Genomic DNA, 23,153 nt, shown 5'->3' with positions numbered 1-23,153 from the left:
GCCACCCCCCGACTTCCCGTGTGCCCCTTCACGTTGAGGAGACTTCGCATGCCCGGCACCACGACCATGAACCGCCGCACCCTGCTCCGCTGGGGTGCGGGCGCCGGTCTCGGCGTCGCCGCCGCGCCCCTGCTCGCCGCATGCGGCGACGGCGGTACGGCCGCCAAGGCTGAGGCCAAGAGCGGCAAGCTGCTCCCGGCCACGGCCATCCGCAACATCGGCATCCAGGCCGACCTGCCCGGCACCGCCGCGGGTGTCCCCGCCGCGTTCCTGAAGTACCCCACCGAGATGGTGCGAGCCACCAAGGGCACCCCGCTCAAGGGCGCCAAGAAGATCACCGCGGTCACCGAGACCTTCGCGCCGCTGCCCCCGGAGCGCGGCAAGAACGCCGCGTGGCGGGAGATCGAGAAACTCCTTGGCGCCAAGGTCGACTTCACGGCCGTGCCGGCCGACGACTATCCGGCGAAGTTCTCCACGATGGTCGCCGGCGACCAGCTCCCCGACATCTTCATGTACCCGGAGACCGGCGGCGTCGACAACAAGGCGGCCTTCCTCGCCTCCACCTGCGCGGACCTCACCCCGTACCTCGCCGGGGACAAGGTCAAGAAGTACCCCAACCTGGCGGCCATCCCCGAGTACGCCTGGAAGGAGGCCATCTTCGGCGGCAAGCTCTACGGCATCCCCATCGCCCGGTCCGGCAGCGGCGGCGCCGGCTTCTACCGCGCCGACCTGTTCAAGAAGGCGGGCGTGGACAGCCTCGACCAGATCGACAGCCTGGAGCGGCTCGTCGAACTGGCCAAGGAGCTGACCGACACGAGGAAGAAGCAGTACTTCTTCACCGGCGGCAGCATGAACCTGATCGCCATGTCGGCAGGCGCCCAGCACTTCTGGTCGCACGACACCAAGTCGGGCAAGTGGACGTACCAGTTGGAGGACGAGGCCTACCGGCACGCCGTCGAGACCGCCGCCAAGCTGTACAAGGCGGGCTGCTTCTACCCCGGCACCGTACAGATGTCGGGAGCCCAGAAGGCCCAGTACACCGACCTGTTCAAGAACGGCAAGGCCGCGTACGTGTACGACGGCATGCCCGCCTACCTCACCACCGGCACCGGGTACGTCGACGCGATGAGCGCCATCGACAGGTCCTTCGACGTGCGTCCGATGGTGCCGGTCGGCAAGGACGCGGTCGCCTGGAGCGACAACACCTCCCTGGAGAACTGCCACATCACCAAGGCGGGCCGGAGCCGGGTCGAGGAGATCCTGCGCCTCGCCGACTTCGCCGCATCGCCCTTCGGTTCGCTGGAGTACACCCTCATGAACTACGGCGTCGAGGGCACCGATTACAAGCGCGACAAGCGTGGCACGCCCGTCCTCACCAAGCAGGGCACGCAGGACGTCACCGTGCCCTGGACCAAGCTGGCCTCGGCCGCCCCCGCGTTCTTCAGCGCGACACACCCCGAGGCGGCGCGCTACGCCCACGACGCGTACACCAAGATCATCCCCCTGCTCACCGAGGACCCCACGCTGGGCTACACCTCGCCCACCTGGGACTCCAAGGGCCTCGGCAGCCTCTACACGATCCACCTCGACGGCGTGAAGGACCTCGTCACCGGCCGCAAGCCGCTCTCGTCGTACGACGCCCTGGTGAAGAAGTGGCGCAACGCGGGCGGAGACACCTGTCGCGCCGAGTTCAAGCAGGCCGCCGACCAGGGTGCCAAGAAGGGGGCCAAGTGAGCACCAGCAGACGCACGTTCCTCACCGCCGCGACCGGCGCGGCGGTCGCCGTCCCGCTGTTCGGAGCCCCGGCACACGCCGCGGGCTTCGACCCCCGGCCCGGCTCCGACGGCGTCGGCGACCCGCTGTTCCCGACGCTCGGAAACGGCGGCTACCAGGTCGACCACTACGACCTGGCCTTCGACTTCACCCCCGGCACCTACGACTTCACGGCCTCGGTGACTCTGCACGCCCGAGCCACCCACGACCTGTCGGCCTTCAACCTCGACACCGACGGACACACCATCGACTCCGTCACGGTCGAAGGGCGGCAGGCGCGCACCGCCCTCTCCCTCGGCAAGTCCGGCCAGGAACTGACCGTCACCCCGGCCGCCCCGCTCCACAAGGGCACCCCCTTCACGACCACCGTCCGCTACCACGGCAACGGCAAGGCACCACGCGCCGGACTCACCGGCTGGCGCTTCGGGACGGACGGCGGATTCGTCTCGGCCGTGCAGTCCTCGCGCGCGGACACCTTCCTGCCGTGCAACGACACCCCGTCCGACAAGGCCACCTGGGCCTTCCACATCACCGCGCCCGAGGGCTACGTCGCCGCGGCCAACGGCGAGCTGACGGGCAAGGACCGCCGCGCCGACGGCTCCGCCGTGTGGCACTTCGCGCTCCGCGAGCGGATGCCCACCGAACTCCTCGGCATCGCCGTCGTCAAGGGCACGTACCTGTACGGCAGTTCGCACACCGGGCTGCCGTTGCGGCACCTCGTCCCGCGGGGCCGCGAGGACTTCTTCGCCCCCATCGTGGCCCGCACGCCGGACCATCTCACCTGGCTGGAGGCCAAGTTCGGCCCGTACCCGTACTCCGTCTACGGCCTGCACATCTACGACGGGTACACCGACGCCCTCGAGAACACGACGCTCACCCTGATGGGCACCAACTGGTTCAAGGACGCGGCCGGCCGGCCCACGTACGAGAACACCATGATCCACGAGCTGACCCACCAATGGTTCGGCGACAGCGTCACCCCGCACGACTGGCAGCAGGCCTGGCTCAACGAGGGGCCCGCGGTGTACTACGCGGCCCTCTACAGCGAGGAGCGCGGCTGGTCGCGGATGGCCGACAAGATGCAGGCCACGTACGACAAGCTGGACGCCATCCGCGCGAGCGACGGCCCGCCCGGGCTGCCCAAGGCGCTCGGCGGCACCAATATCTACGACGCCGGCGCGCTCGTCCTGTACGCGCTCCGGCTCCACGTGGGCCAGAAGAAGTTCGACCGGGTGATGGGGTTGTGGCCCCGGCGCTTCAAGGACCGGACCGTCACCAGCGAGGACTTCATCCGGCACGCCGTGAACGTGACGGGGGACCGGGGAGTCGACACGTTCTTGAGGGACTGGTTGTTCGGGGCGAAGAACCCACCGCTTCCGGGCGGCCGAACATGACACGCCCCGCCGCCGAGCCCGTCCGTGTTCCAGCCGCCCGAGAGGAAGGCCCCGTATGAGATCCGGTGTCCGCACGGCCCGCACCGCGGCGACGGCGTTCATGTCCGCCGTCGCCCTCTCGCTCGCCCTCCTGCCCGCAGCCCGGGCGGGAGCCGCCGACATCAAGGTGCTGCACGCGGCGCCGCACGGCTCCGGTTCCGCGTGCAGCCTCGCCGAACCCTGCTCGCTCGACGGTGCCCGCGACGCGGCGCGCGCCGTCACCGGCAACGACGTTCGCGTGGAACTCGCCGACGGCACCTACGAGTTGAGCCGCCCGCTCGACCTCGGCTCCAAGGACTCCGGTGTCACCTGGACCGCCGCGCCCGGCGCACGCCCCGTCCTCTCCGGAGGCCGGGCGATCACCGGCTGGTCCGCCAACGACGACGGCACCTGGACGGCGAAGGTCCCGGAAGGTGTCACCCCGCGCCAGCTCTTCGTCGACGGCGTACGGGCCGTCCGGGCGCGTGGCGACTCCTGCGCCGCCTCCGTGTGCGACGCCACCAAGGCGGGCATGACCGGCGCTGAACGCACCGGCATCAACAAGTGGGAGCGGCCCACCGACGCCGAGGCCGTCATCCGGGTGCGCTGGCGCAACTACCACTGCCGGATCGCCTCCGTCAGCGGCGACCTCATGACGTTCGCCCAGCCCTGCTGGACCAACGCCTCCTCAGGCACCGACCGCACCGGACCCGCCTGGGACACCACCACCGTCGACTCCAGCCGCTACGCGAAGGTGTCGTTCTTCGAGAATGCCCGCGAACTCCTCGACAAGCCGGGGGAGTTCGTGTGGGACTCGACCGCGCGGACCGTCACGTACCTGCCGCGCGAGGGCGAGAACCCGCGCCGCTTCCTGGCGGTCACCCCCGCCACGGAGAACCTCGTGACACTCGACGGCGCCCACGACGTCCGCCTCACCGGCATCGGCTTCGCGTACGCCGCCTACCGCCAGCCCGACACCGACGAGGGCTACGCGGGCACCCAGGCCGGACTGACCCTCACCGGAGCCACCGGGCCCGTGGACCACGCCGGCCGCCACTACACCAAGCCCGCCGCCGCGCTCACCGTCCGCGGCGGCCGGGACGTGGTCGTCGACGACGCCTCGTTCACCCGGCTCGGCGGCGCGGGGGTGATCTTCGAGCGGGGCACCCAGGACTCCACCCTCACCCGCTCCCGCTTCACCGACCTGTCCTCTGGAGCCGCCTACATCGGTGACACGGAACCCCGGCCGACCGCCGAACTGACCGGCGCGCGCAACACGGTGTCGTACAACACCGTCCGGCACACCGGCGTCGAGTACTCGGACGCCGTCGGCATCTGGGCAGGCTACGAGGCGGACACCGTCATCGACCACAACACCCTCGAAGACCTGCCGTACTCCGGCATCTCCGTCGGCTGGGGCTGGAACCAGCCCGAGGTCCAGAAGTCCGTCCTGCGCGACAACCGCATCACGAACAACCGGATCAGCAACGCCATGCGGGTCGAGTACGACCAGCACGACGGCGGCGCCATCTACACCCAGGGCGCCCAGCCCGGCACCGTGATCTCCGGGAACTACCTCAACCGCAGCGCGTACGGCAACACGGAGCGCGACGGCAACGGCGTCTACCTCGACGAACAGTCCAGCCACATCACCGTCACCCGCAACGTCCTGACCCGGATCGGCTACAAGTGGGTGTCCAACTGGGCGGACTACGGCATCGACAACCACGCCACCGGCAACTGGACGGACACCGACGCGCCCGCGCTCGGCGGCACCGGCTCCACCATGACCGGCAACCACACCAAGCTCGACCGGCTGCCCGCCGAGGCACTGAAGGTGGCCGGATCGGCCGGCGCTGACCCCCACGGCAGCGTCGAACAGCTCCGCCGGGACCTCGCCCGCACCGGCACCGCCACCCAGTCCTCCACCGACGGCACCGCCACCGCGGCACGCGCGACCGACGGCGACACCTCCACCGACACCCGCACCCTGTCCGAACCCGGCGCCTGGTGGCAGCTCGACCTCGCCGCCGTCCGGCACATCGGCCAGGTCGAGGTCTGGAACGACGCGTCGACGACCACGGGCGACTTCGACATACAGCTCGCCAGGGCCGCCGACTTCTCCGACGCGACGACCGCACACATCACCGGCAAGGCCTTGCGCCCCACTCTCCTCGACACCAACAGTGAGGCCCGCTACGTCCGTATCAAGCTGAAGGGCACGGGGCGGGTGGGCCTGAGCCACGTGCTGGTGCACCCCTGACAGTCCTCGGTCCTCAGCCCTTCGGTGGTTCCGCGAGCCCGTCGCCCGTCAGCTCCCACGCCGCGATGTCCCGGTAGCGCCTCGGCGGGGGTGTGTTGCCGGGCGTGCTGCCGACCAGGTGGAGGCGGAGCGAGCGCCAGTGGCGGCCGGTGAAGGCGTCGAGCGCGGCGGCCGCCTCGGGGACGGACGTCGTGTCGTGGCGGCGGGCGCGGGCCAGCGTCAGGTGCGGGCGCAGCGGACGCTCGGGGAAGTCGACCCCGCAGGCCCTGACCTGCTTTCGGACCGCTTCGGACAGCAGGTGCAGGCCGTCGAGGTCGCCCACCACGCCGCTCCACAGCACCCGTTCGTCGAAGTGCCCGCCGCCGCGCAGCGCCAGCTCGGGGGAGGGGTGGTCGGCCGCGAGGCCGGAGAGCGGCTGCCGCAGCCGCTCGACGGTCTCCACCGACTGCTCGCCGAGGAACGCCAGTGTGATGTGCCAGTCCTCGACGCGGTTCTCCCGCAGCCGGGGGTGGGCGGCGTAGACCGGGCGCAGCGCGTGCGCCAGTTCCTCCTTCGCGGCGTCGGGCGGGGCGAGCGCGACGAACGCGCGCTGGGTGGCGGCGGGCTCGGACGGGTCGGTCACGTGTGCCTTCGTGTCTTTCTCGGTCGATGGGTGGAGAGGCGGCCGTGCGGCGGGGCCGCTATGGGCCGTGCGCCCGGTCAGTCCAGGAGTTCGACGTATCCGTCCGTGCCGTGCACCCGGATCCGCTGACCGTCCCGGATGAGGCGGGTGGCCCCGGCCACGCCCACGACCGCCGGCAGGCCGTACTCCCGGGCGACCACCGCGCCATGCGTCATCAGCCCGCCCACCTCCGTGACCAGGCCCGCGACCGCGACGAACAACGGCGACCAACTGGGGTCCGTGTAGGCCGTGACCAGGATGTCACCCGCCTCCAGATCGGCCTGCGCCATGTCGAGGACGACGCGCGCCCGTCCCTCGACGGTACCGGCGGAGACCGGCAGCCCGAGCAGCGCGCCGTCCGGCACGTCCGCGCGCCGGTACGTTCCGCTGACGGCCTCGCCGTCCGAGGTGAGCACGCGCGGCGGGGTGAGCGACTGGTACGTGCGGAAGTCGTCCTTGCGCCGCTGGATGAGCCGGCCGTCCGCCCGGTTCGTACGGACGACGTCGTGGAGTTCCGGGAACGTGAGGTAGTGGATGTCCTCCGGGTCGGCGAGGACACCCGCCCGCACCAGACGCGCCGCCTCCTCCGACAGCGCCCGCTTGTAGACGAAGTAGCGTTGGATGATGGCGTACTTGGGGTATTCGCGGTACCCGATGAACGTGCGCACGCGCTCGATCATCCGCCGGGTCTCGGCGGCCTTCGCCTCCCCGTCCACGGGCAGGGCACGCAGACGTGACAGCACGTCCGCCTCCTTCTGGCGCGCCTTCTCCAGCCCGCCCTCGAACCGCCGTGCCGCCGCGCCCGGTTCGAAGTTCCGTACGTTGTCGAGGATCACCGGCACGAGCGTCGTGGGGCGCTCGCTCCAGCGCGGACGGGTGATGTCGATCTCGCCGACGCAGCGCATGCCGTACCGGTCGAGGTACGCCTCGATGGCGTCACGTGCCTCGGCGCCGCCCGCGCGCTCGGCCAGCTCGTCCAGGAAGGTGTCGTCGGCGAGGCGCCCGGCGTCCTGGAGGAAGGCCACCACTTCCGGGTGCGGGCGGATCACGTCCGCGACGTCGAGCAGCGCGAGACCCATCTCCGAGGTGACGTTGCCAGGGGCGGAGAGCGTGAGGGTGTCAGCGGCGTTCTTCTCGCCCAGCCACTCGTACAGCTTGTCGTTGAGCCACCACGTGGCCTCCATGCCCGCCATGACCGCCTGCATGCTCAGCCGGTCGCCGAGCGCACGCTTGTGCTCCTCGAAGGCGTCGAGCAGGAAGTCGAACAGGGCAGGTCCGGTCTTCGTCCGGATGTCGCGCTCCAGGGCGGCGACGGACTCCTGGCTGCGCTCGATCAGCCCGGCGACGACGGCCGGGTCCGTCGCGATCGGCGCGGGCGGACCGCCGCCTGCCGGTGGCACGGCGGGCGCCGGGTCGGGCAGCGTCGGCACGAAGTCGCCGCGGTCGAGGACGGTTTCGAGTGCGTCCCTGAACAGCGGGTCGCCCCTTCCCACGAGGTCGAGGAGGGCCGCGCGGCTCGTGGGTGCGGCAAGGCGCCGGGTGGCGTCGACGAACAGCCGCCCGCCGGCCTCGTGCATCGGCGCCATCGCGGTCAGCTGCCACACGGAGATGCCCAGTGGCCGCATCGCGTCGGTCATCATCTGCTGATGGCCGACGGAAAGGTAGACGTGGTTCTCCAAGTCGTCGCGGTCCGGGACGGGGAAGAGGGTCGTGATGGGGCGGCTCTGCACGATCTGGAACTCGGTGCCGTCACCGGCAGAGGTGCCCTCACGGGTGCCGCCACTGGTGCCGTCACCCGTGAGACACCATTCGATGTCCTGCGGCCGGCCGAAGTGTGCCTCGACGCGACGCCCGAGTTCCACCAGGCGTACGACCTGGGTGTCGGTCAGGGACGGCTGCTCCTGCCGCCGCGCGTCGACCGTCACTTCCCGCGTGCCGCCGCCCGGGAGCGCGTACACGGCACGCTGCTTGGCGGCGATGGTCCGCTCGACGACCGCGCCGTCGCGCACCCGGAACACGTCGGGGTTCACCAGACCGGAGACCAGGGCCTCGCCGAGGCCGAAGCCGGCGTCCACGGTGGCGACCTTGCGGTTGCCCGTGACCGGGTCCGCCGTGAACAGGATGCCCGAGGACTCGGGGCGCACCATCCGCTGGACGACCACGGCCATGTCGACCGTCCGGTGGTCGATGCCGGCCCGCTGACGGTACGTCACGGCCCGCACGGAGAACAGCGAGGCCCAGCACCTGCCGATGTGCCGGAGGATCTCCTCGGGCCCGATGACGTTCAGGTACGTGTCCTGCTGGCCGGCGAAGGACGCGGTCGGCAGGTCCTCCGCGGTGGCGCTGGAGCGGACGGCGCAGGCGGTCCGCTCGCCCAGGTCCGCGAGCGCGCGCCCGATCTCCGCCGCGAAGTCGTCCGGGACGCCGATGCCCTCGACGGTCCCGCGGATCACCGCACTGAGCGTACGGATCGACTCCCGGTCGTCCGGATCCGTGCCCGCCAGCCGGTCGAGCCGCTCGGCGAGCGACGGCGCCTGCCCCATGGCCCGCCGGAAGGCGGCCGTCGTCACGCAGAAACCGGCCGGAACCCGGACACCCTCGATCCGTGCGAGGCCGCCCAGGTGTGCGCCCTTGCCGCCGACGAGGGCGACGTCCGTCTCGTCGACCTCTCGCAGGCCCACCACGTACTGCTCGCTCACTGCGCTGCCTCCCGGGCGGCCGTCCGTTTCCGAGAGCCCACTATGAACGATGTGCGCCGGATCATGACTCCTGGGCCGCTCGGCGCAGGTGCCCGGCGAGCGCCTCGGCCGCCGGCGACGGGGCGCCGTCCTTGGCGCCCCAGGCCAGTAGGTGGCGCCGTCGGGCCCACGGGTCCTGCAACTCGCACACGTCCAGCGGATGGCGGGGGTCGATCGCGCGGCGCGGCACGACGGCGAGCCCGGCGCCCGCGGCGGCGAGGGAGACCAGGACGTTCAGGTCGGCGACGGTGGTGCGGTGGCGCACCACCGGCGCGTGCGGCCCGAGCCGCTTCTCGATCCAGCGGCGCAGCGAGGAGCCGGCGTCGAGGCCCACGAGCGGGTGCTCGGCGACCTCGCTGTACGTCAGCGAGGTCCGCCCGTCGAGAACGCCTCCGGCCTGACCGATGACCACGAGGGAGTCGTCGCCCAGGGGTTCGGTGCGCAGACCGCTGTCGCCGGCCCCGCCGTCGGTGACGACCCGCGGGTCCGCCTCGTCGTCGATGACGACCCCCAGATCCGCCTCGCCGTCGGCGAGCCTGCGCACGGTCCGCGGTGTGCGGCTCTCGGACACGGTGACGTCGGTGTCGGGGTGGGCGCGCAGGAACGGGACCAGGGCCTGCGGCACGAGCCGGTGCATCGCGGAGCCGCCGCACAGCAGGGTCAGCCGGGAGTGCGGGGACCGGGTGTAGCTCGCGACGGCGCTGTCGAGCCGCGCGGTGCGGTCGAGGACGTCGCGTGCGTGGCGGGCCAGCGTCGCCCCCGCGGGAGTGGGGCGCACACCCCGGCGGCCGCGGATCAACAGCGCCACTCCGGCGTGGTGTTCCAGCGAGCGCACCCGGGCGCTGGCCGAGGGCAGGCTCAGGTGCATGCGCCGGGCGCCCGCCGTGATCGAGCCCTCGGTGACGATGTGGAGGAAGAGCCGCAGGTCGTCCAGGTCGTAGCGCACGCGCCCAGCCTAGGGCAGAGCCTCGGGCCCAGCCTTAGCCACAGCCTTAGGCTGGGCTCGTCGATGGCGCATTGTGGTGTCGATCGTCGCCGGGTGATGCTCTGCGGGTGATGGAGCCCTTCCTTGTCCTGCTGGCCGGCGTCGCCGCCGGAGCCCTGAACGCCATCGGTGGCGGCGGAACGTTCGTCGCGCTGCCCGCGCTCGTCGCCGTCGGCCTGCCACCGGTGGTCGCGAACGCGGTGTCGCGCGTCGCCCTCGTGCCCGGCGCCGTCGCCAGCGCGTGGGTCTACCGGCGCGAACTCACCCCCGTCGGGGCCGCGTCCACGAGAGCGCTGACGGCGGTCAGTGTGGCCGGCGGCGCCGTCGGCGCGGGCCTGCTCCTGGTGCTCCCCGCGTCCTCCTTCGATGCCGCCGTGCCGTGGCTGCTCGCGTTCGCGACGGTGGTCCTCGCCTTCGGGCGCCACTTGTCGAGCGCGCTGTCCCGTGCGCTGGGCCGCCCGGTCCGCATGAGTGCGCGCGCCGTCCTGATCGGCCAGTTCTTCCTCGGTGTCTACGGCGGATACTTCGGCGGAGCCGTAGGCATCCTGATGCTGGCCCTGTGGGGCATCGGCTTCGGCCTCGACGCCGCGGCCGGCAATCCCATGCGGGTCACCCAGCTCGCCGCCATCTACCTCAGCGCGACCGTGCTCTTCCTCCTCGCCTCGGCCGCGCTGAGCGCCCCGCTTCTCCTCGTGGCGATGCTGATCGGCGCCGTGGCGGGCGGCTACCTCGGCGCCCATCTGGCCCGCCGCCTCTCCGCCCGGCTGCTGCGCGGCGTCCTGCTGTCGACGGCCGTGATCACGACGGTGCTGTACTTCCTGCGCGGTTGAGCGGCGCACTGGAACGAACTGGTGAATGTTACGGTCGTTACATGACAGAAGAAACGGAGGCAGCCCCGGAGGGCTCGGAGACGCCTGAGGTCCTGGATCGCTTTCTGCTGATCACCACGAGCACCGCGGGCGCCCCCGAGGCGACCCGCGTCCGGGTCTGGCGCAAGCTGCGCTCCCTGGGCGCGCTCTACCTGCAGAACTCGGTGTGTCTCCTGCCCGACCGGCCCGCCGTGCGCCGCCAGGTCCAGCGCCTGCTGGCCTCGGTCCGCAAGGACGGCGGCACGGCCCGTTCCCTCACCGTCACCGTCGAGGAGCGGTCCGAACGCGCCGACCTGCTGGCCGAGTTCAACGCCGCACGCGACGAGGAGTACGCCGAGGTCGTCGAGCGCACCCCGCAGCTCCTCGCCGAACTGGAGCGGGAGACCGCGCGCGGACGCGCCACCTACGCCGAGGTCGAGGAGTCCGAGGCTGATCTCGAGCGCTTCGACAAATGGCTCGCGAAGATCACGGCCCGCGACTACTTCGACGCCCCCGGAGGGCAGGCGGCCCGCGACGCGGTGGAGCGCTGCCGCACCGCCCTCGCCGCTTTCGAGGACGCGGCGCTCGCCGCGGAGACAGCAGCCGCCCACGCCCCCCATGCGCCCCGCGCCACGACACACCTGCGCGCCGTCGACCGACACTGAGAGCGAGCCCCTCCGACATGTGGTGGGAGATCCTCCTCGGCATCGCCGCCGGCCTGCTGGTCGCCTGGCTCGCGCTGCTGATCGCCCTGCTCCTCGTACGCCCCAAGGACGCCCTGCTCGGCGAGGCGATGCGGCTCCTGCCTGACCTGCTGCGGCTGCTCAAGCGCCTTGCCACCGACCGTGAACTCCCGCGCGGGGCACGGGTCCGGCTCGCCCTGCTCATGGTCTACCTGGCCGGCCCCATCGACCTGATCCCCGACTTCCTGCCGGTGATCGGCTACGCCGACGACGCGATCGTGGTCGCCTTCGTGCTGCGCGGAGTCGTCCGCCGGGCGGGCATCGACGCGGTCCGCGCCCACTGGCCCGGCACGGACGACGGTTTCGCCGCGCTCGCCCGGCTCACCGGCATCGACCGCTGAGGGGTGCCTTATGGCGGTACGAGCCGCTGTTCGATAGAAACGGGCCCATGGAACCCCGCCCCACCGGATACACCCCGCAGGAGTACGGATCGGTCAGCGTGCTCGTCGGCGCCCGCAACGGCGCCTACCCGTACGGCAATTCGCTGCTCGTGCGCGGCACGGACGCCTCGCTGGTCGTCGACCCCTCGCTGTCGCTCGTCGATGACGCGCCGCCCGCGGACCTCGTCCTCGTGAGCCACGCCCACGAGGACCACATCGCGGGACTCGGGCGCTACGACGTGCCCGTCCATGTGCACCACGGTGACCTCGAAGCGCTGCGTTCGCGCGCCGCGCTGGTCGACGCGCTCGGGCTGCCGCCGGACACGGTCGAGGCCGTCGACGCGCAGATGCGGGACGAGTTCCATGTGACGGGCCGCCCGGACGCGCAGGCGTTCAAGGACGGCACCGTCTTCGACCTGGGAGGGCGCACGGTGACCGTCGTCCACCTCCCCGGACACACCGCGGGCCACAGCGGATTCCTCGTCGAGCCCGACGGTTTCCTGTTCGTCGCGGACATCGACCTCACCTCGTTCGGCCCGTACTACGGGGACGTGGGCAGCAGCCTCGTCGACTTCGAGGCGTCGATGCGGCGCTGCGCGGACATCGACGTCCGCTGGTACGGCACCGCCCACCAGAAGGGTGTGATCGAAGGCGCGGCCGAATTCCGCCGCAGGCTCGACGCGTACGCGGGTGTGGTGGAAAGGCGCGACGGGGAGCTGCTCGCGTTCCTCGGCGAACCGCACACGACGGACGAGATCTCCGACCACCGGCTGGTCTACCGGCCGCACGTCGAAGGCGCACACATCCGCCCCGTGGAACTGCGCACCGCAAGGCGGCACTTGGACCGGCTGCTGGGTCAGGGCCGGGTCGAGGAAGTGGAGCCGGGACGCTTCCGGGCGGCGTAGCAGGGCGTGCAGCGGAACTCCCCGCGCACCGGTCGGCCTCGGGACCCTGGATGAACCACGTGCCCACCGTGTGAAGGTGGCCGGGGAGTCCGGTGCAATTCGTCAACCCGGTGCCGAATGGCAGAACATGGCGGATCGCGGCTCGTTGCGTACGGTGGGACCGGCTGCGGCACCTGTCGCGTGATGAGCGTACGGGGGAGTGCACACTCCGCAGCCGGCCTCTTCCCCTCCGGCCCGGCCCCGCTTCCTCGAACCAGCGGGGCCGGGCCGACCGGTCGGACGGTGAAGTCGGGGCGCGACGCGGATTCAGCGGGTCAGCGGGTCGTCGCCCAGCGTCGTTCGCGGGGCCGGAGCCGGGGTGATCGTGCGGTACGCCGCCCGGGCGTGCGTCACGCGGGCCCACAGTGTGCCGACGAGGGTGGCGGTCAGCAGGCAGGTCAGCCACACCGTGTCCCGGTGGCCGATCCAGCTGAGGGTGCCCGCGGGCGGAATCGCGAAGCCGTTGAGGAACAGCCAGCACAGCACGGCGGTGCCGGGCGCCGCGGTGAACCGGGCGCAGAAGCCGAGCCCCGCGGCGAGCAGGGCGAGCGCGGTGAGCGCGAGCCAGGGGCGGCCGGGACCGAGCAGCGTATTGATGAGCGCCACGAGCAGCAGGGCGGTGCCGCCGGTCACCGCCCACACCAGCGGCGTGGCCACGGGCCGGGGGACGGGACGCGGTCCGGTGCTCTCGACGGACACCCACTTGATCACGCGCACGCTTCCTTCCGGCCTGGTTCGGACGCCAGGCCGGTATTCTCCCCCACCCCTCCGCACGGCAGGAAGTCCGAGCCAGAAAGGTCCGAATGGTGAGGTAAGTTCCATCCGTCCCGGTCGAATTGGCCTGTGTGCGGAGTCATGTCGTCCGGAATCCGGATGGCACTGGTCAAGTCGTTTACCTGCGCGTAACACTTACCCCTGTCCCACGCACGGCAATGGCGCCGCGCGCTCATCGAACGACCGGACCCGAGCGAGCCGCACCCGCAGGGAGATGGCGACTGCCGAGCCCGAAAGGCTTTCAGTGACGACGCGAACCAACACGCAGGACATCCTCGGCAACCTCCTTGCCGAGATCGAAAAGCGCAACCCCGCGCAGCCCGAGTTCCACCAGGCCGTGCACGAGGTCCTCGAGACCCTCGCTCCGGTGCTCCAGGCCCGCCCCGAGTACGCGGAGGCCGGCCTCGTGGAGCGGCTCGTCGAGCCCGAGCGGCAGGTCATGTTCCGGGTGCCGTGGACCGACGACCGCGGCCGGGTGCAGGTCAACCGCGGGTTCCGCGTCGAGTTCAACAGCGCGCTCGGTCCGTACAAGGGCGGGCTGCGCTTCCACTCGTCGGTCAACCTCGGCGTCATCAAGTTCCTGGGCTTCGAGCAGATCTTCAAGAACGCGCTGACCGGTCTCGGGATCGGCGGCGGCAAGGGCGGCAGTGACTTCGACCCGCACGGGCGCAGCGACGCCGAGGTCATGCGGTTCTGCCAGTCGTTCATGACGGAGCTGTACCGGCACATCGGCGAGCACACCGACGTTCCCGCGGGCGACATCGGCGTGGGCGGCCGTGAGATCGGCTACCTCTTCGGGCAGTACCGGCGCATCACCAACCGCTGGGAGTCCGTCCTCACCGGGAAGGGCCAGGGCTGGGGCGGCTCGCTGATCCGCCCGGAGGCCACCGGGTACGGCAACGTGCTGTTCGCCGAGGCCATGCTGCGCGAGCGCGGCGAGGATCTGGAGGGCCAGACGGCCGTCGTGTCCGGCTCCGGCAATGTCGCCATCTACAGCATCGAGAAGCTGCAGGCCCTCGGCGCCAATCCGGTCACCTGCTCCGACTCCTCCGGCTACGTCGTTGACGAGAAGGGCATCGACCTCGAACTGCTCAAGCGGATCAAGGAAGTTGAACGGGGTCGCGTCGACGCCTACGCCGAACGCCGCGGCGCCTCCGCCCGGTTCGTGCCCGGCGGGCGGGTCTGGGACGTCGCCGGTGACGTCGCGCTGCCCTCCGCCACGCAGAACGAGCTGGACGAGAACGACGCCGCCGCGCTCATCCGCAACGGCGTCAAGGCGGTCTCCGAGGGCGCCAACATGCCGACCACGCCCGAGGCGGTGCACCTCTTCCAGAAGGCGGGTGTCGCCTTCGGCCCCGGCAAGGCGGCCAACGCGGGCGGCGTCGCCGTCAGCGCGCTGGAGATGGCGCAGAACCACGCCCGTACGTCGTGGACCGCGCAGCGGGTCGAGGACGAGCTGGCGCACATCATGAAGGACATCCACGCCACCTGCCACGAGACCGCCGAGCGCTACGGCGCCCCCGGCGACTACGTGACGGGCGCGAACATCGCGGGCTTCGAGCGCGTCGCCGACGCGATGCTGGCGCAGGGTGTCATCTGAGGTCGGTTCGACAAGGCGGACCCAGGGGCCGCCGGCCGTGTGCACCGCTCGACGGTGTGCGGTCGGCGGCCCCTTTCCTACGGGGCTTCCGTCGCGTCGAGCGCGTGTGTCACCCGGTCGGCCGCCGACCGGCACGGGATCAGGGCCGGACCCGCCGATGTCTGGGCGTCGGCCGGGGTGCAGGGAGGTGTCTCCTGCCTCAGTCTTGCCTCGACGCCCGTTCCTCCGTGCCGTACCCCAGGAGACACGTATGCCCGTGACCGATCCGTCCCCACAGCGGCCGAGATCCCGCAGGGCCCTGGCCGCCGTGGCCGTCTGCGCCTCCACCGCCCTCACCCTGTTGGCCGCGGCTCCCGCGCACGCGGACGACGCGGAGAGACTTCCCGAGGGTGGTGTGGCGCAGGCCCTGGCCAACTATGTGAGTTCACCGGGAGCCGTTCCCGGCGCCAACGACTGGTCGTGCAGGCCCAGTGCCGAGCATCCGGAGCCGGTCGTCCTGCTGCCGGGTACGTTCTTCAACTTCGGCGCCAACTTCGTGAAGGCGGCGCCCCGTCTGAAGAACGCCGGCTACTGCGTCTACGCCATGAACTACGGTTTCACGTCGGCGTCCCTCGGGCGCGTCGGCGGACTCGGCCCGAACCGCGAGTCGGCGGCTCAGCTCGACGCGTTCGTGGACAAGACACTCGCCGCGACGGGCGCGAAGAAGGTGAACATCGTCGGCCACTCGCTGGGCGGAAACGTCCCCATGTGGTGGATGAAGAAGATGGGCGGCGCCAAGAAGGTCGACAACTACGTCGGCTGGGCGCCGAGTTCGCACGGCACCGACCTCAACGGAATCGTCGGCCTCGGCTCCGCGCTCAACCTGATGGGCTTCGTGACGCGGCTGTCGGATGTGGGGCAGTTTCCCGGCGTCATCGAGCAGACGGCCACCTCCGAGTACACCCGCGAGATGTGGGCGGACGGGGACACCGTCCCGGACGGGCCGCACTACACCGTCGTCATGACGAAGTACGACACCGTCGTCACGCCGTACGCCACCCAGGCGCTCAAGGGCAAGGACGTCGACAACGTGCTGCTGCAGGACGCCTGCCCCGACGACCGTGCGGGACACATGGGCCTGTTCAACGACGACCCGACGCTCCAGATCACCATGAACGCCCTCGCCGACGGACCGTCCGACTTCCGCCCCCGCTGCCGCGGCTACGGCCTCCAACTCCTGTGACCTGCTGGCGGAGCGGTGGCCTCCGGCCTAGCGTGTAGTGCTCTGCCCCGGAAGGCACGCCAGGGAGGCACCGCATGACCCGTCAGGACGGACAGGCCGTGGCCACCTCACCCGCCGAGCTCACCACCGCACACGCGTCCGCCGCGCTGCTGGAACGGCTGGCCGACAAGCTCGGCGGCCGGGCCTCCGTCGCCGCGGTCTTCGGCGAGCCGGTCTTCCGGGAGGGAGTCACCGTCGTCCCGGTCGCCCAGGTCGGCTTCGGTTTCGGTGGCGGCGCCGGGCGTGAGAAGACCGGGGACAAGGACGGCGAGGGCGGGGGAGGCGGCGGCGGTGCGGGGGCCAAGCCGCTCGGCTTCATCGAGATCAAGGACGGCACCGCCACGTACAAGCCGATCCGCGATCCGTGGGTGGACGTGGCGCTGCCGCTCGCCACGCTGCTCGTCGGCCTCGCCGGGAGCCGGATGATGCGGGCTGTGGTGAAGGCGCGGCGCGGCCGGCACGGCAAGCCGGTGAGAGGCGAGGTGACCGCATGACGGTCGAGGAGGTCGGGGGCGCGGGGCATTTCGGTCCAGCGGCGTGATCACCGCGGCCTGAACAAGGACAAGGCGTTCGCCAACGAGCCGGCGTGGGCGCAACTCGTCGGACCGTCTTCCACCGCGGGCTCATGCTCATCGACTTCGAAGAGCACAAGGTGTACCGCCGGATCATGCAACAGGCCTTCACCCGCGAGCGGTCGGCGGCGTACACCCGGCGCCTGCACCTCGCCGTCGATGGCGGAGCTGGAGGGCCTGGAATCCGTCGACCTGGTGATGCGCGAGGCGCTGCGCCTGCGGGCGCCGGTCCCGACGCTCGTCCGGTACGCGGTGAAGGACACGACGGTGCAGGGCGTGCGCATCCCCGCCCGGACCGCCGCGAGGACCGCTCGCACCAGTACGCGTGGGAGCCCTTCGGTGGCGGCGTGCACAAGTGCATCGGCCTGTACTTCGCGGGCCTGGAGATCAAGGCGATCATGCACCGCCTGCTGCGCTCCTACCGCTGGACGGTCGACGCCGCCTACGAACCGCCGATGGACCATCACTCCCTGCCGTTCCCCAAGGACGGCCTGCCGGTCGCCCTGGTCAGGCGCTGACCCCGGCAGCCCGTCCGATTACCTCCCTCTTGTCTGTAAAGTCTCTTTAGGGACTTTCGGTCCTTACGTAGGTCATACGCGATCCGCGACGCTAGTCCCTGGAGGACCACGCGGAAGGGGGAACCCCCAGGGAGGTCAGTACATGGTCGGCACCGGTGCGTCCGGATTCGCGACGGATGGCACACGGGGCTCGACGCGCGTGGTCGGGCTGCTGCTCGCCGCCGTAGCGGCTCTGTACGTGATGGCCCCCGCGGTGCACTCCGCGGCCGTCCCCCTGGTCCACGCCGAGCTGGGCCTCGGCACGGGCCACGAGGTGGTCGCCCGCGTCGTGGGTTCGTCCCTGGCACTGTTGACCCTGGTCGTCGCGGGACGCGCGGGCGACCTCCGGGGACGGCGCTCCGTCCTGAGCGTGTCGCTGGCCGTGCTCGCCGGGGGCTGCGCCCTGCACGCCGTCGCGTTCGACGGCTGGTCGTACGTGCTCGCGCGGATCGTCGTGGCCGTCGCCCTGGCCGCCGTCTTCGTCAGCTGCCTCGCGTTCCTGCCGACCGTGTTCCTGCCGGGCCGGATGCGCAAGGTGATGGGCGGCTGGCTGGCCGCCATGTCCGTCGGCTTCGTGCTCGCCGTGAACCTGGCTCCGCGGTCGGCGTCCACGACCGGGTGGCGCGTGGCCATGGCCGCGATGACCCTCGCGGCGGTCGCGGCCCTGTTACTGGTGCGCCGCTACGTACCCGAACCCTCCAGGGCGGCCCGCCAGGCGATGCCGGACCGGGCCCGCGCCGGCTGTCTGATCGCCTTCGGCGTGCTCGCCCCCGCGGCGCTGCAGCTCGCCCCCGTGTGGGGGTGGGCGGACCCGCGCGTGGGCCTGCTGCTGCTCGTCGCCACGGTCGGGCTCGTCGTCGCGCGGCTGCGCTGCCCCGGCCTGCCGGTGCTGTCCCGCGGCCGCCCGGCACTCTTGCCGGGCACACTGCGCGCGGGTGCCCTGGTCGCCGGTCTCGCGCTCGGCTTCACCCAGGTCGTGCTCGCCATGGCCCTCCCGGTGCTCGCGGCCGAGAAGGGCGTCGGCCCGGAGTCCGCCGGGTTCGTCCTGTCGGCCTTCGGCGTCGGCGGCGCGGCGAGCTGTCTGCTGGTGCGGCGCCGCGCCATCGCCCCGGTGACCGGCTCCTCGCTCGGCCTGCCGCTGGCCGCGCTCGGCCTGGTCCTGCTGCACGCCGGGCTCGGTGTGCACGGCTATCCGGTGGTCGGCGACTTCGCCGTCGTGGCGCTCATCGGCTTCGGCGTCATGCTCGCCGCCGCGCCGCAGATGGCGCGCTACCTCGCCGCCCTCCCGCGCCCCCACCTCGGCACCAGCGCGGCCCTGCTGCCCGGATCCATCCTGCTGGGCACCGCCGCCGCGCAGGCCCTGCCGTACACCTCCGCCGTCGACAGCGTCCCGATGCCCGCCGAGGCGCGCCAGCTGCTGCGCGTCGGCACCATCGTGCTCGCCGTGGCCGCCCTGCTGCTCGGCCGCGTCGCGGTCTCCGTGGCGGTGGCCTGCGCCGCGGCCCTCCAGTACCTGCTGACACGCACCGGTATCGGCGACGCGGGCACCCTGATCGTCGCGCTCGCCTTCGGGGCGGCGGCCGGCGCCGTCGTCTGGTCACGCCGGGAACAGCGCGACCGGCTGGCCCGGATCAGCGAGACCGCGAGCACCCTGCAGCACGCCGTGCTGCACCCGATACCCGAGGACCTGGGCCGACTGCACCTCGCGAGCCTGTACCGGCCCGCCACCGCGGACACCGGCATCGGCGGCGACTTCATCGAGGCCCTGCACACCCCGTTCGGCACCCGCATCCTCATCGGCGACGTACGCGGAAAGGGCCTCCAGGCGGTGCAGACCGTCACCGATCTGCTGGGCTGTTTCCGCAGCCAGGCGTACGAGACGCAGGAGCTGGGGGAGCTCGCCGCCCGCCTGGACCGGCAGGTGCTGCGCGCGGCCGCCACCCGCGGGGACGAGGAACTGTTCGCCACGGCGCTGCTGCTGGAGCACGACGGTGCGGAGCAGGAGGCGTGCGAGCTGCACATCGTCAACTGCGGTCACCTCACCCCGTTGGAGGTCACCGCCGACGGTGTCACGGAGCTGGACCTGCCGACCCTGCTGCCCCTCGGCTTCGGCACGCTCGGCTCCGGCGCCCCGCCCACCCCGCACACGGTGCGCCTGGGCGCCGGAGCGACCCTCGTGGCCCACACCGACGGCCTGAGCGAGGCCCGCAACTCGACCGGCGAGTTCTACCCGCTGACCGAGGGCCTGACCCGCGCGCCGTACGGCACCCCCGAGCACCTCGTCGGCCACCTCGACGACGGCGTCCGCGACTGGACCCACCACCTGGCCGACGACATCGCGATCATCGCGCTGTGCCCGGCGGAGAGCCCGCTCGCCGCGGAGCCGCGCGTGCCGCGGGCGCTCAGTGGTCCCGCGGACCGCCGAACCGTACGAAGCCGGTGAACCGCGGGGAGAACGCCGGGGCGAGCTGGTCGCCGAGCGACCCCCGGATGCCGTTCACCACGTCCTCGTCCGGCTCGCCGAACACCTCGAAGTGCTCCACGCGGCAGTGCGCCATCACGTCCTGGATGTACGGATCGGACAGCTTCCAGTGCGCGCGGACGGCGTCCGAGTCCTGGTAGAGCTGGAAGCTGTGGGCGAGCAGCCGCTCCTCGTCGACGAAGACCTCCACCATGAGCTGGGGGCCGTGCCGCTCGACGAAACTCACCGCCCGGTCGATCGCGTTCCGGAACTCCTCCAGGTGACCTTCGGTGATGCGCATCGTGTTGCGGAACAGGAGAAGACCGCTGTCTGGTGTGTTCATGGTGCGCGAGTCTCGTACCTCAACCGCACTTCAGATCAAGCCCGTTGGCCCGGCGTGTGTCGTCGCGTCACCCGGACAACCCCGGGATCACCGGCGCCGGGGCCGCCTGCCCCGTGCGCAGCACCGTGAGCAGGGAGTGCAGCGCGGCGTGGGCCTGTGGGGCGCAGGTGGCCGAGTCGGCGTCGGACACCGCGCGGTGGGCGCGGGTCCAGGCGCGGGCGGCGCGGCCGTTGTGGTGGTCGACGAGGGCCAGGGCGTAGCGGGCGCGCATGCTCGACCACACGTCGTCGCGCAGGCCGGGCTGGGCGAGCGCGGCGAGGGCCGCCCGGTGCGCGGCGCGCGGCTCGGTGTCCCGCCGGGCGAACGCGAGGGCCGCGAGGTACACGGCCCGGCCCGGCCCGCCGGCGGCGTGGTCCGGGGTGAGGACACAGGCCTGCTCGAAGAGGTCGGCGGCCTGGAGCGGGTCGCCGAGGGTGAGGGCGATGAGGCCGTGGACATGGGCGATGCGGGCCAGCAGGGTGTCGTCGCCGTCGAGCACGGCACCGGGCCAGATCCGGTCGAGCAGGGTGAGGGCCGTGTCGGGGTCGGTGCGCGCGGCGAGCCAGGCGGCGAGCCAGGCCGCGGGGGCCGCCGAAGGGTGGTCGTCGGGGCAGCGGGCCAGGAGTTGCAGGAGGTAGCGAAGGCCGGTCGCGGCATGGCCCGTGACCCACCAGAACCACAGACGGGTGGCGGTCTCCAGGGCGGCGACGGTGGCCTCGGGCCGCGGGTCGGTCAGCGCGTACCGCAGGATGGCGTTGAGGTTGTGCTGCTCGTCGGCCACGAGGCGCAGCGCCTGCGTCTGGTGGCCGTGCTCCCAGAGGTGCTCCGCGAGGTGGACGATCCTTCGGCAGTGCCCGGCCCGGCGTTCGACGGCGATGTCCAGTTCGCCGGCCTCGGTGAGCCGGCGCTCGCCGAACTCTCGGACGGCAGGGGGCATGCGGTAGCGCGGCTCGCCGGGTCCGTGCGGGTCGTTCTCGTGCTGGAGCAGGCCGAGCGCGGCCAGTTGGGTCAGCAGGCCCGGCACCTGGTGCGGGGCGACCTCGCCGCCGGAGCACAGCAGCACGGCGGCCGCCTCGCCGAACGACCCGGCCAGGATGCTGGCGCGGCTCCACACCATCCGCATCCAGGGGGAGCACAGCGTGTGCACGGCGCCGACGGCCTCCTCGACGGAACGGTGCCGCCGAAGGCGCGGTCGGGGGCTGTGCAGCCAGGTCTGCCCGTGCTCCACGAGTTCGGCGAGGTCGTGCAGGGAGTACGACCTCAGCTGCGCGGCGGCGAGTTCGACCGCCAGGGGCAGTCCTTCGAGGGTGTCGCAGACGGCCTGGACGCGTTCGAGGGTGGCCGGATCGCGGCGCCGCAGCGCGTCACCGGCCGTGGCCAGGAACAGGCGGGCGGCGGGGGAGGGGGAGCCGTCGTCCTCGGGCTCGGTGGTGAGCGGGCCGAGCCGCAGCACGGCTTCGTCGCCGAGCCCGAGGGGGCGGCGAGCGGTGATCAGGACCTGCAGCGACGGGTGGTGGAGCAGATGCCGCTGGATCACGCCGACGCACTCGTCATGGACGGGGTCGATGTCGTCGAGGAACAGCAGGACCCGAGGGGCCGTCCGCCGCCCGGTCGGCGGGCCGTCCGGCGAGAGCGGGGTGCCGAGCAGCGCCTGCCGCACGGCGTCCCGGAAGGCCCCGGGCCGCCCGGTCGCCTCGGGCCAGGACACCCGCACCACCTGGCGCCTCGGCGGCCGGGCCCGCTGCACGGCGGCGTCGCCCAGCAGACTCTTGCCGACCCCGACGGGGCCGGTGACGGTGACCAGTCGGTGGCCCGCCAACAGGCTCCGCAGTCGGGTCAGTTCCGCCTCTCGCCCGATGAGGGAGTCGTCGGCGCGGGTGTCCGCGACGAGCCTGAGAAGCGTGCCGACCTCGCCGGCTTGCTTGCGCACCTTGTGTCCTTACGGCTGCGATGAATGGAACGAACGGCGGTGAGCGAAGATCAGCAGAATCGTTACTGTCGGCAACTCCCGGCAGCTTCAACGCGGGCGGTGCGCGCCGGTAGTGCGCGTGGGCGCAGGCGTACCCGCAGGGCAGACAATTTGGATGCACCCGATGACGAAATCCATGAAAAACGCCCTCCGTGGACATATTTCACACACAACGCTTTAAGGAAAGTGCGCAGGGGTTCCTGGATGGCCGCTCCGCGCGACCCGGACCGCCCAGCCGATGTGGCAGAGGTTGACGCACAGTCAGCACGGCCGCGGCCCATCCGCCCACCACGACCTCGGCGCCCCCGGAGACGGCGACCAGCAGCGCGGGGCGGGGGAGCCGGCGCGGCACCAGCGAACGGAAATAGCCGGGCAGCGCGAAGTGCGTCACCCCCACTGTCACCAGGAAGACGCCCAGAACGACTGCCGCGATACGGTCCATGGTGTGAGCGTCGTCCCCGACCGCGCCTGGGCGCTTGAACGAAACGATCGCAGGCTGATGTTCGCGCCGGGCCCCGACGGGACGCTGTTCGCCGAGACGGCCCCCTCCCGCGTCGCCGCCCACTGCCACCCGGTGTGGAAGGTCGTGCTGTCGGCCGCCGACCAGGCCCACCTGGCGCGCACGGCCCGCGAGTTCACCGGCCGGACACCCGCGTCCCTGGGACGGGCCGGGGCCTCCGGTCCGGGGCGAGTGCGTTCGTAAAGCCATAGTGTGCGCGCAAAGCAACGAGGTGCCCCGAAGGTTCATGTGTTTTGGTGTCTCCTCCTGCCATCCACCGGTACTCACCGTGCAGCTACGGAAAATCACCTTTGGTGACGGCGGTCGGGCA

General features: G+C 71.8%; 20 protein-coding genes and 1 pseudogene. 14 read left to right on the top strand and 7 right to left on the bottom strand.

Features of this window, described 5'->3' with window-relative positions:
• Positions 1 to 48: 48 nt before the first annotated feature.
• Genes ACFV9W_RS33330 through ACFV9W_RS33320 form a run of 3 tightly spaced genes read left to right on the top strand, consistent with a single transcriptional unit; the run spans position 49 to position 5,448 of the window.
• On the top strand, positions 49 to 1,734 hold the full coding sequence (locus ACFV9W_RS33330) for a hypothetical protein (protein WP_385768706.1): 1,686 nt from the start codon (positions 49 to 51) through the stop codon (positions 1,732 to 1,734).
• On the top strand, positions 1,731 to 3,167 hold the full coding sequence (locus ACFV9W_RS33325; protein ID WP_385768704.1) for a M1 family metallopeptidase: 1,437 nt from the start codon (positions 1,731 to 1,733) through the stop codon (positions 3,165 to 3,167). The genes ACFV9W_RS33330 and ACFV9W_RS33325 overlap by 4 nt, the downstream gene beginning before the upstream one ends.
• A gap of 55 nt (positions 3,168 to 3,222) precedes the next feature.
• Complete coding sequence (locus ACFV9W_RS33320; protein WP_385768702.1) at positions 3,223 to 5,448, top strand: right-handed parallel beta-helix repeat-containing protein; 2,226 nt, start codon at positions 3,223 to 3,225, stop codon at positions 5,446 to 5,448.
• A gap of 13 nt (positions 5,449 to 5,461) precedes the next feature.
• On the opposite strand, the gene thpR is transcribed toward ACFV9W_RS33320, so the two are convergent.
• The 3 genes from thpR to ACFV9W_RS33305 all read right to left on the bottom strand — a co-directional run bounded on the left by thpR (position 5,462) and on the right by ACFV9W_RS33305 (position 9,793).
• Positions 5,462 to 6,070, bottom strand: a complete 609-nt coding sequence (thpR, locus tag ACFV9W_RS33315; RefSeq protein ID WP_385768700.1) for an RNA 2',3'-cyclic phosphodiesterase — start codon at positions 6,068 to 6,070, stop codon at positions 5,462 to 5,464.
• A 77-nt stretch (positions 6,071 to 6,147) separates the two neighbouring features.
• A complete protein-coding gene (rph, locus tag ACFV9W_RS33310) occupies positions 6,148 to 8,808 on the bottom strand; it encodes a rifamycin-inactivating phosphotransferase (protein WP_385768698.1) in 2,661 nt (886 codons plus the stop codon).
• Positions 8,809 to 8,869: 61 nt separating this feature from the next.
• Positions 8,870 to 9,793, bottom strand: coding sequence for a LysR family transcriptional regulator (locus tag ACFV9W_RS33305; protein ID WP_385768696.1), 924 nt, complete (start codon positions 9,791 to 9,793; stop codon positions 8,870 to 8,872).
• Positions 9,794 to 9,903: 110 nt separating this feature from the next.
• Here ACFV9W_RS33305 and ACFV9W_RS33300 point away from each other — a divergent pair, with 110 nt between their 5' ends.
• Genes ACFV9W_RS33300 through ACFV9W_RS33285 form a run of 4 tightly spaced genes read left to right on the top strand, consistent with a single transcriptional unit; the run spans position 9,904 to position 12,708 of the window.
• On the top strand, positions 9,904 to 10,662 hold the full coding sequence (locus ACFV9W_RS33300) for a sulfite exporter TauE/SafE family protein (RefSeq protein ID WP_385768695.1): 759 nt from the start codon (positions 9,904 to 9,906) through the stop codon (positions 10,660 to 10,662).
• Between the two features lie 41 nt (positions 10,663 to 10,703).
• Entirely contained in the window at positions 10,704 to 11,345 is a 642-nt protein-coding gene (locus tag ACFV9W_RS33295; RefSeq protein WP_385768693.1) for a Chromate resistance protein ChrB, read from the top strand.
• A gap of 17 nt (positions 11,346 to 11,362) precedes the next feature.
• Positions 11,363 to 11,764, top strand: coding sequence for a YkvA family protein (locus tag ACFV9W_RS33290; protein WP_385768691.1), 402 nt, complete (start codon positions 11,363 to 11,365; stop codon positions 11,762 to 11,764).
• Positions 11,765 to 11,811: 47 nt separating this feature from the next.
• Positions 11,812 to 12,708: an MBL fold metallo-hydrolase gene (locus tag ACFV9W_RS33285; protein WP_385768689.1), complete on the top strand. Its 897-nt coding sequence runs from the start codon at positions 11,812 to 11,814 to the stop codon at positions 12,706 to 12,708.
• Between the two features lie 306 nt (positions 12,709 to 13,014).
• On the opposite strand, the gene ACFV9W_RS33280 is transcribed toward ACFV9W_RS33285, so the two are convergent.
• Positions 13,015 to 13,458 carry a hypothetical protein gene (locus ACFV9W_RS33280; RefSeq protein WP_385768687.1) on the bottom strand — a complete coding sequence of 148 codons (444 nt, stop codon included), beginning with the start codon at positions 13,456 to 13,458 and terminating at the stop codon, positions 13,015 to 13,017.
• A gap of 307 nt (positions 13,459 to 13,765) precedes the next feature.
• Between ACFV9W_RS33280 and gdhA the strand changes: the two genes are divergently transcribed.
• The 6 genes and pseudogenes from gdhA to ACFV9W_RS33250 all read left to right on the top strand — a co-directional run bounded on the left by gdhA (position 13,766) and on the right by ACFV9W_RS33250 (position 19,954).
• Positions 13,766 to 15,121: an NADP-specific glutamate dehydrogenase gene (gene gdhA / locus ACFV9W_RS33275; RefSeq protein ID WP_385768685.1), complete on the top strand. Its 1,356-nt coding sequence runs from the start codon at positions 13,766 to 13,768 to the stop codon at positions 15,119 to 15,121.
• Between the two features lie 250 nt (positions 15,122 to 15,371).
• Positions 15,372 to 16,343, top strand: coding sequence for an esterase/lipase family protein (locus ACFV9W_RS33270; RefSeq protein ID WP_385768683.1), 972 nt, complete (start codon positions 15,372 to 15,374; stop codon positions 16,341 to 16,343).
• A 74-nt stretch (positions 16,344 to 16,417) separates the two neighbouring features.
• Complete coding sequence (locus ACFV9W_RS33265) at positions 16,418 to 16,876, top strand: spore germination protein GerW family protein (RefSeq protein ID WP_385768681.1); 459 nt, start codon at positions 16,418 to 16,420, stop codon at positions 16,874 to 16,876.
• Positions 16,877 to 17,113: 237 nt separating this feature from the next.
• A pseudogene (locus ACFV9W_RS33260) lies at positions 17,114 to 17,191 on the top strand (hypothetical protein); the annotation flags it as partial.
• Positions 17,192 to 17,301: 110 nt separating this feature from the next.
• Positions 17,302 to 17,472 carry a cytochrome P450 gene (locus ACFV9W_RS33255; protein ID WP_385768742.1) on the top strand — a complete coding sequence of 57 codons (171 nt, stop codon included), beginning with the start codon at positions 17,302 to 17,304 and terminating at the stop codon, positions 17,470 to 17,472.
• Positions 17,473 to 17,614: 142 nt separating this feature from the next.
• Complete coding sequence (locus ACFV9W_RS33250) at positions 17,615 to 19,954, top strand: MFS transporter (protein WP_385768740.1); 2,340 nt, start codon at positions 17,615 to 17,617, stop codon at positions 19,952 to 19,954.
• Here the strand turns inward: ACFV9W_RS33250 and ACFV9W_RS33245 are convergent.
• The 3 genes from ACFV9W_RS33245 to ACFV9W_RS33235 form a co-directional block, all read right to left on the bottom strand.
• Positions 19,914 to 20,315 carry a hypothetical protein gene (locus ACFV9W_RS33245; RefSeq protein ID WP_385768680.1) on the bottom strand — a complete coding sequence of 134 codons (402 nt, stop codon included), beginning with the start codon at positions 20,313 to 20,315 and terminating at the stop codon, positions 19,914 to 19,916. The genes ACFV9W_RS33250 and ACFV9W_RS33245 overlap by 41 nt on opposite strands.
• Positions 20,316 to 20,382: 67 nt before the next feature.
• Positions 20,383 to 22,284, bottom strand: a complete 1,902-nt coding sequence (locus ACFV9W_RS33240) for an ATP-binding protein (RefSeq protein WP_385768678.1) — start codon at positions 22,282 to 22,284, stop codon at positions 20,383 to 20,385.
• A gap of 202 nt (positions 22,285 to 22,486) precedes the next feature.
• Positions 22,487 to 22,765, bottom strand: coding sequence for a hypothetical protein (locus ACFV9W_RS33235; RefSeq protein WP_385768676.1), 279 nt, complete (start codon positions 22,763 to 22,765; stop codon positions 22,487 to 22,489).
• Positions 22,766 to 22,768: 3 nt separating this feature from the next.
• Between ACFV9W_RS33235 and ACFV9W_RS33230 the strand changes: the two genes are divergently transcribed.
• Complete coding sequence (locus tag ACFV9W_RS33230) at positions 22,769 to 23,026, top strand: hypothetical protein (protein WP_385768674.1); 258 nt, start codon at positions 22,769 to 22,771, stop codon at positions 23,024 to 23,026.
• Positions 23,027 to 23,153 lie beyond the last annotated feature (127 nt).

The sequence above is a fragment of the Streptomyces sp. NPDC059897 genome (assembly GCF_042730865.1).
In the GTDB taxonomy this organism is placed as follows: Bacteria; Actinomycetota; Actinomycetes; order Streptomycetales; family Streptomycetaceae; genus Streptomyces.
This window is presented reverse-complemented; position numbering and strand designations above follow the sequence as displayed.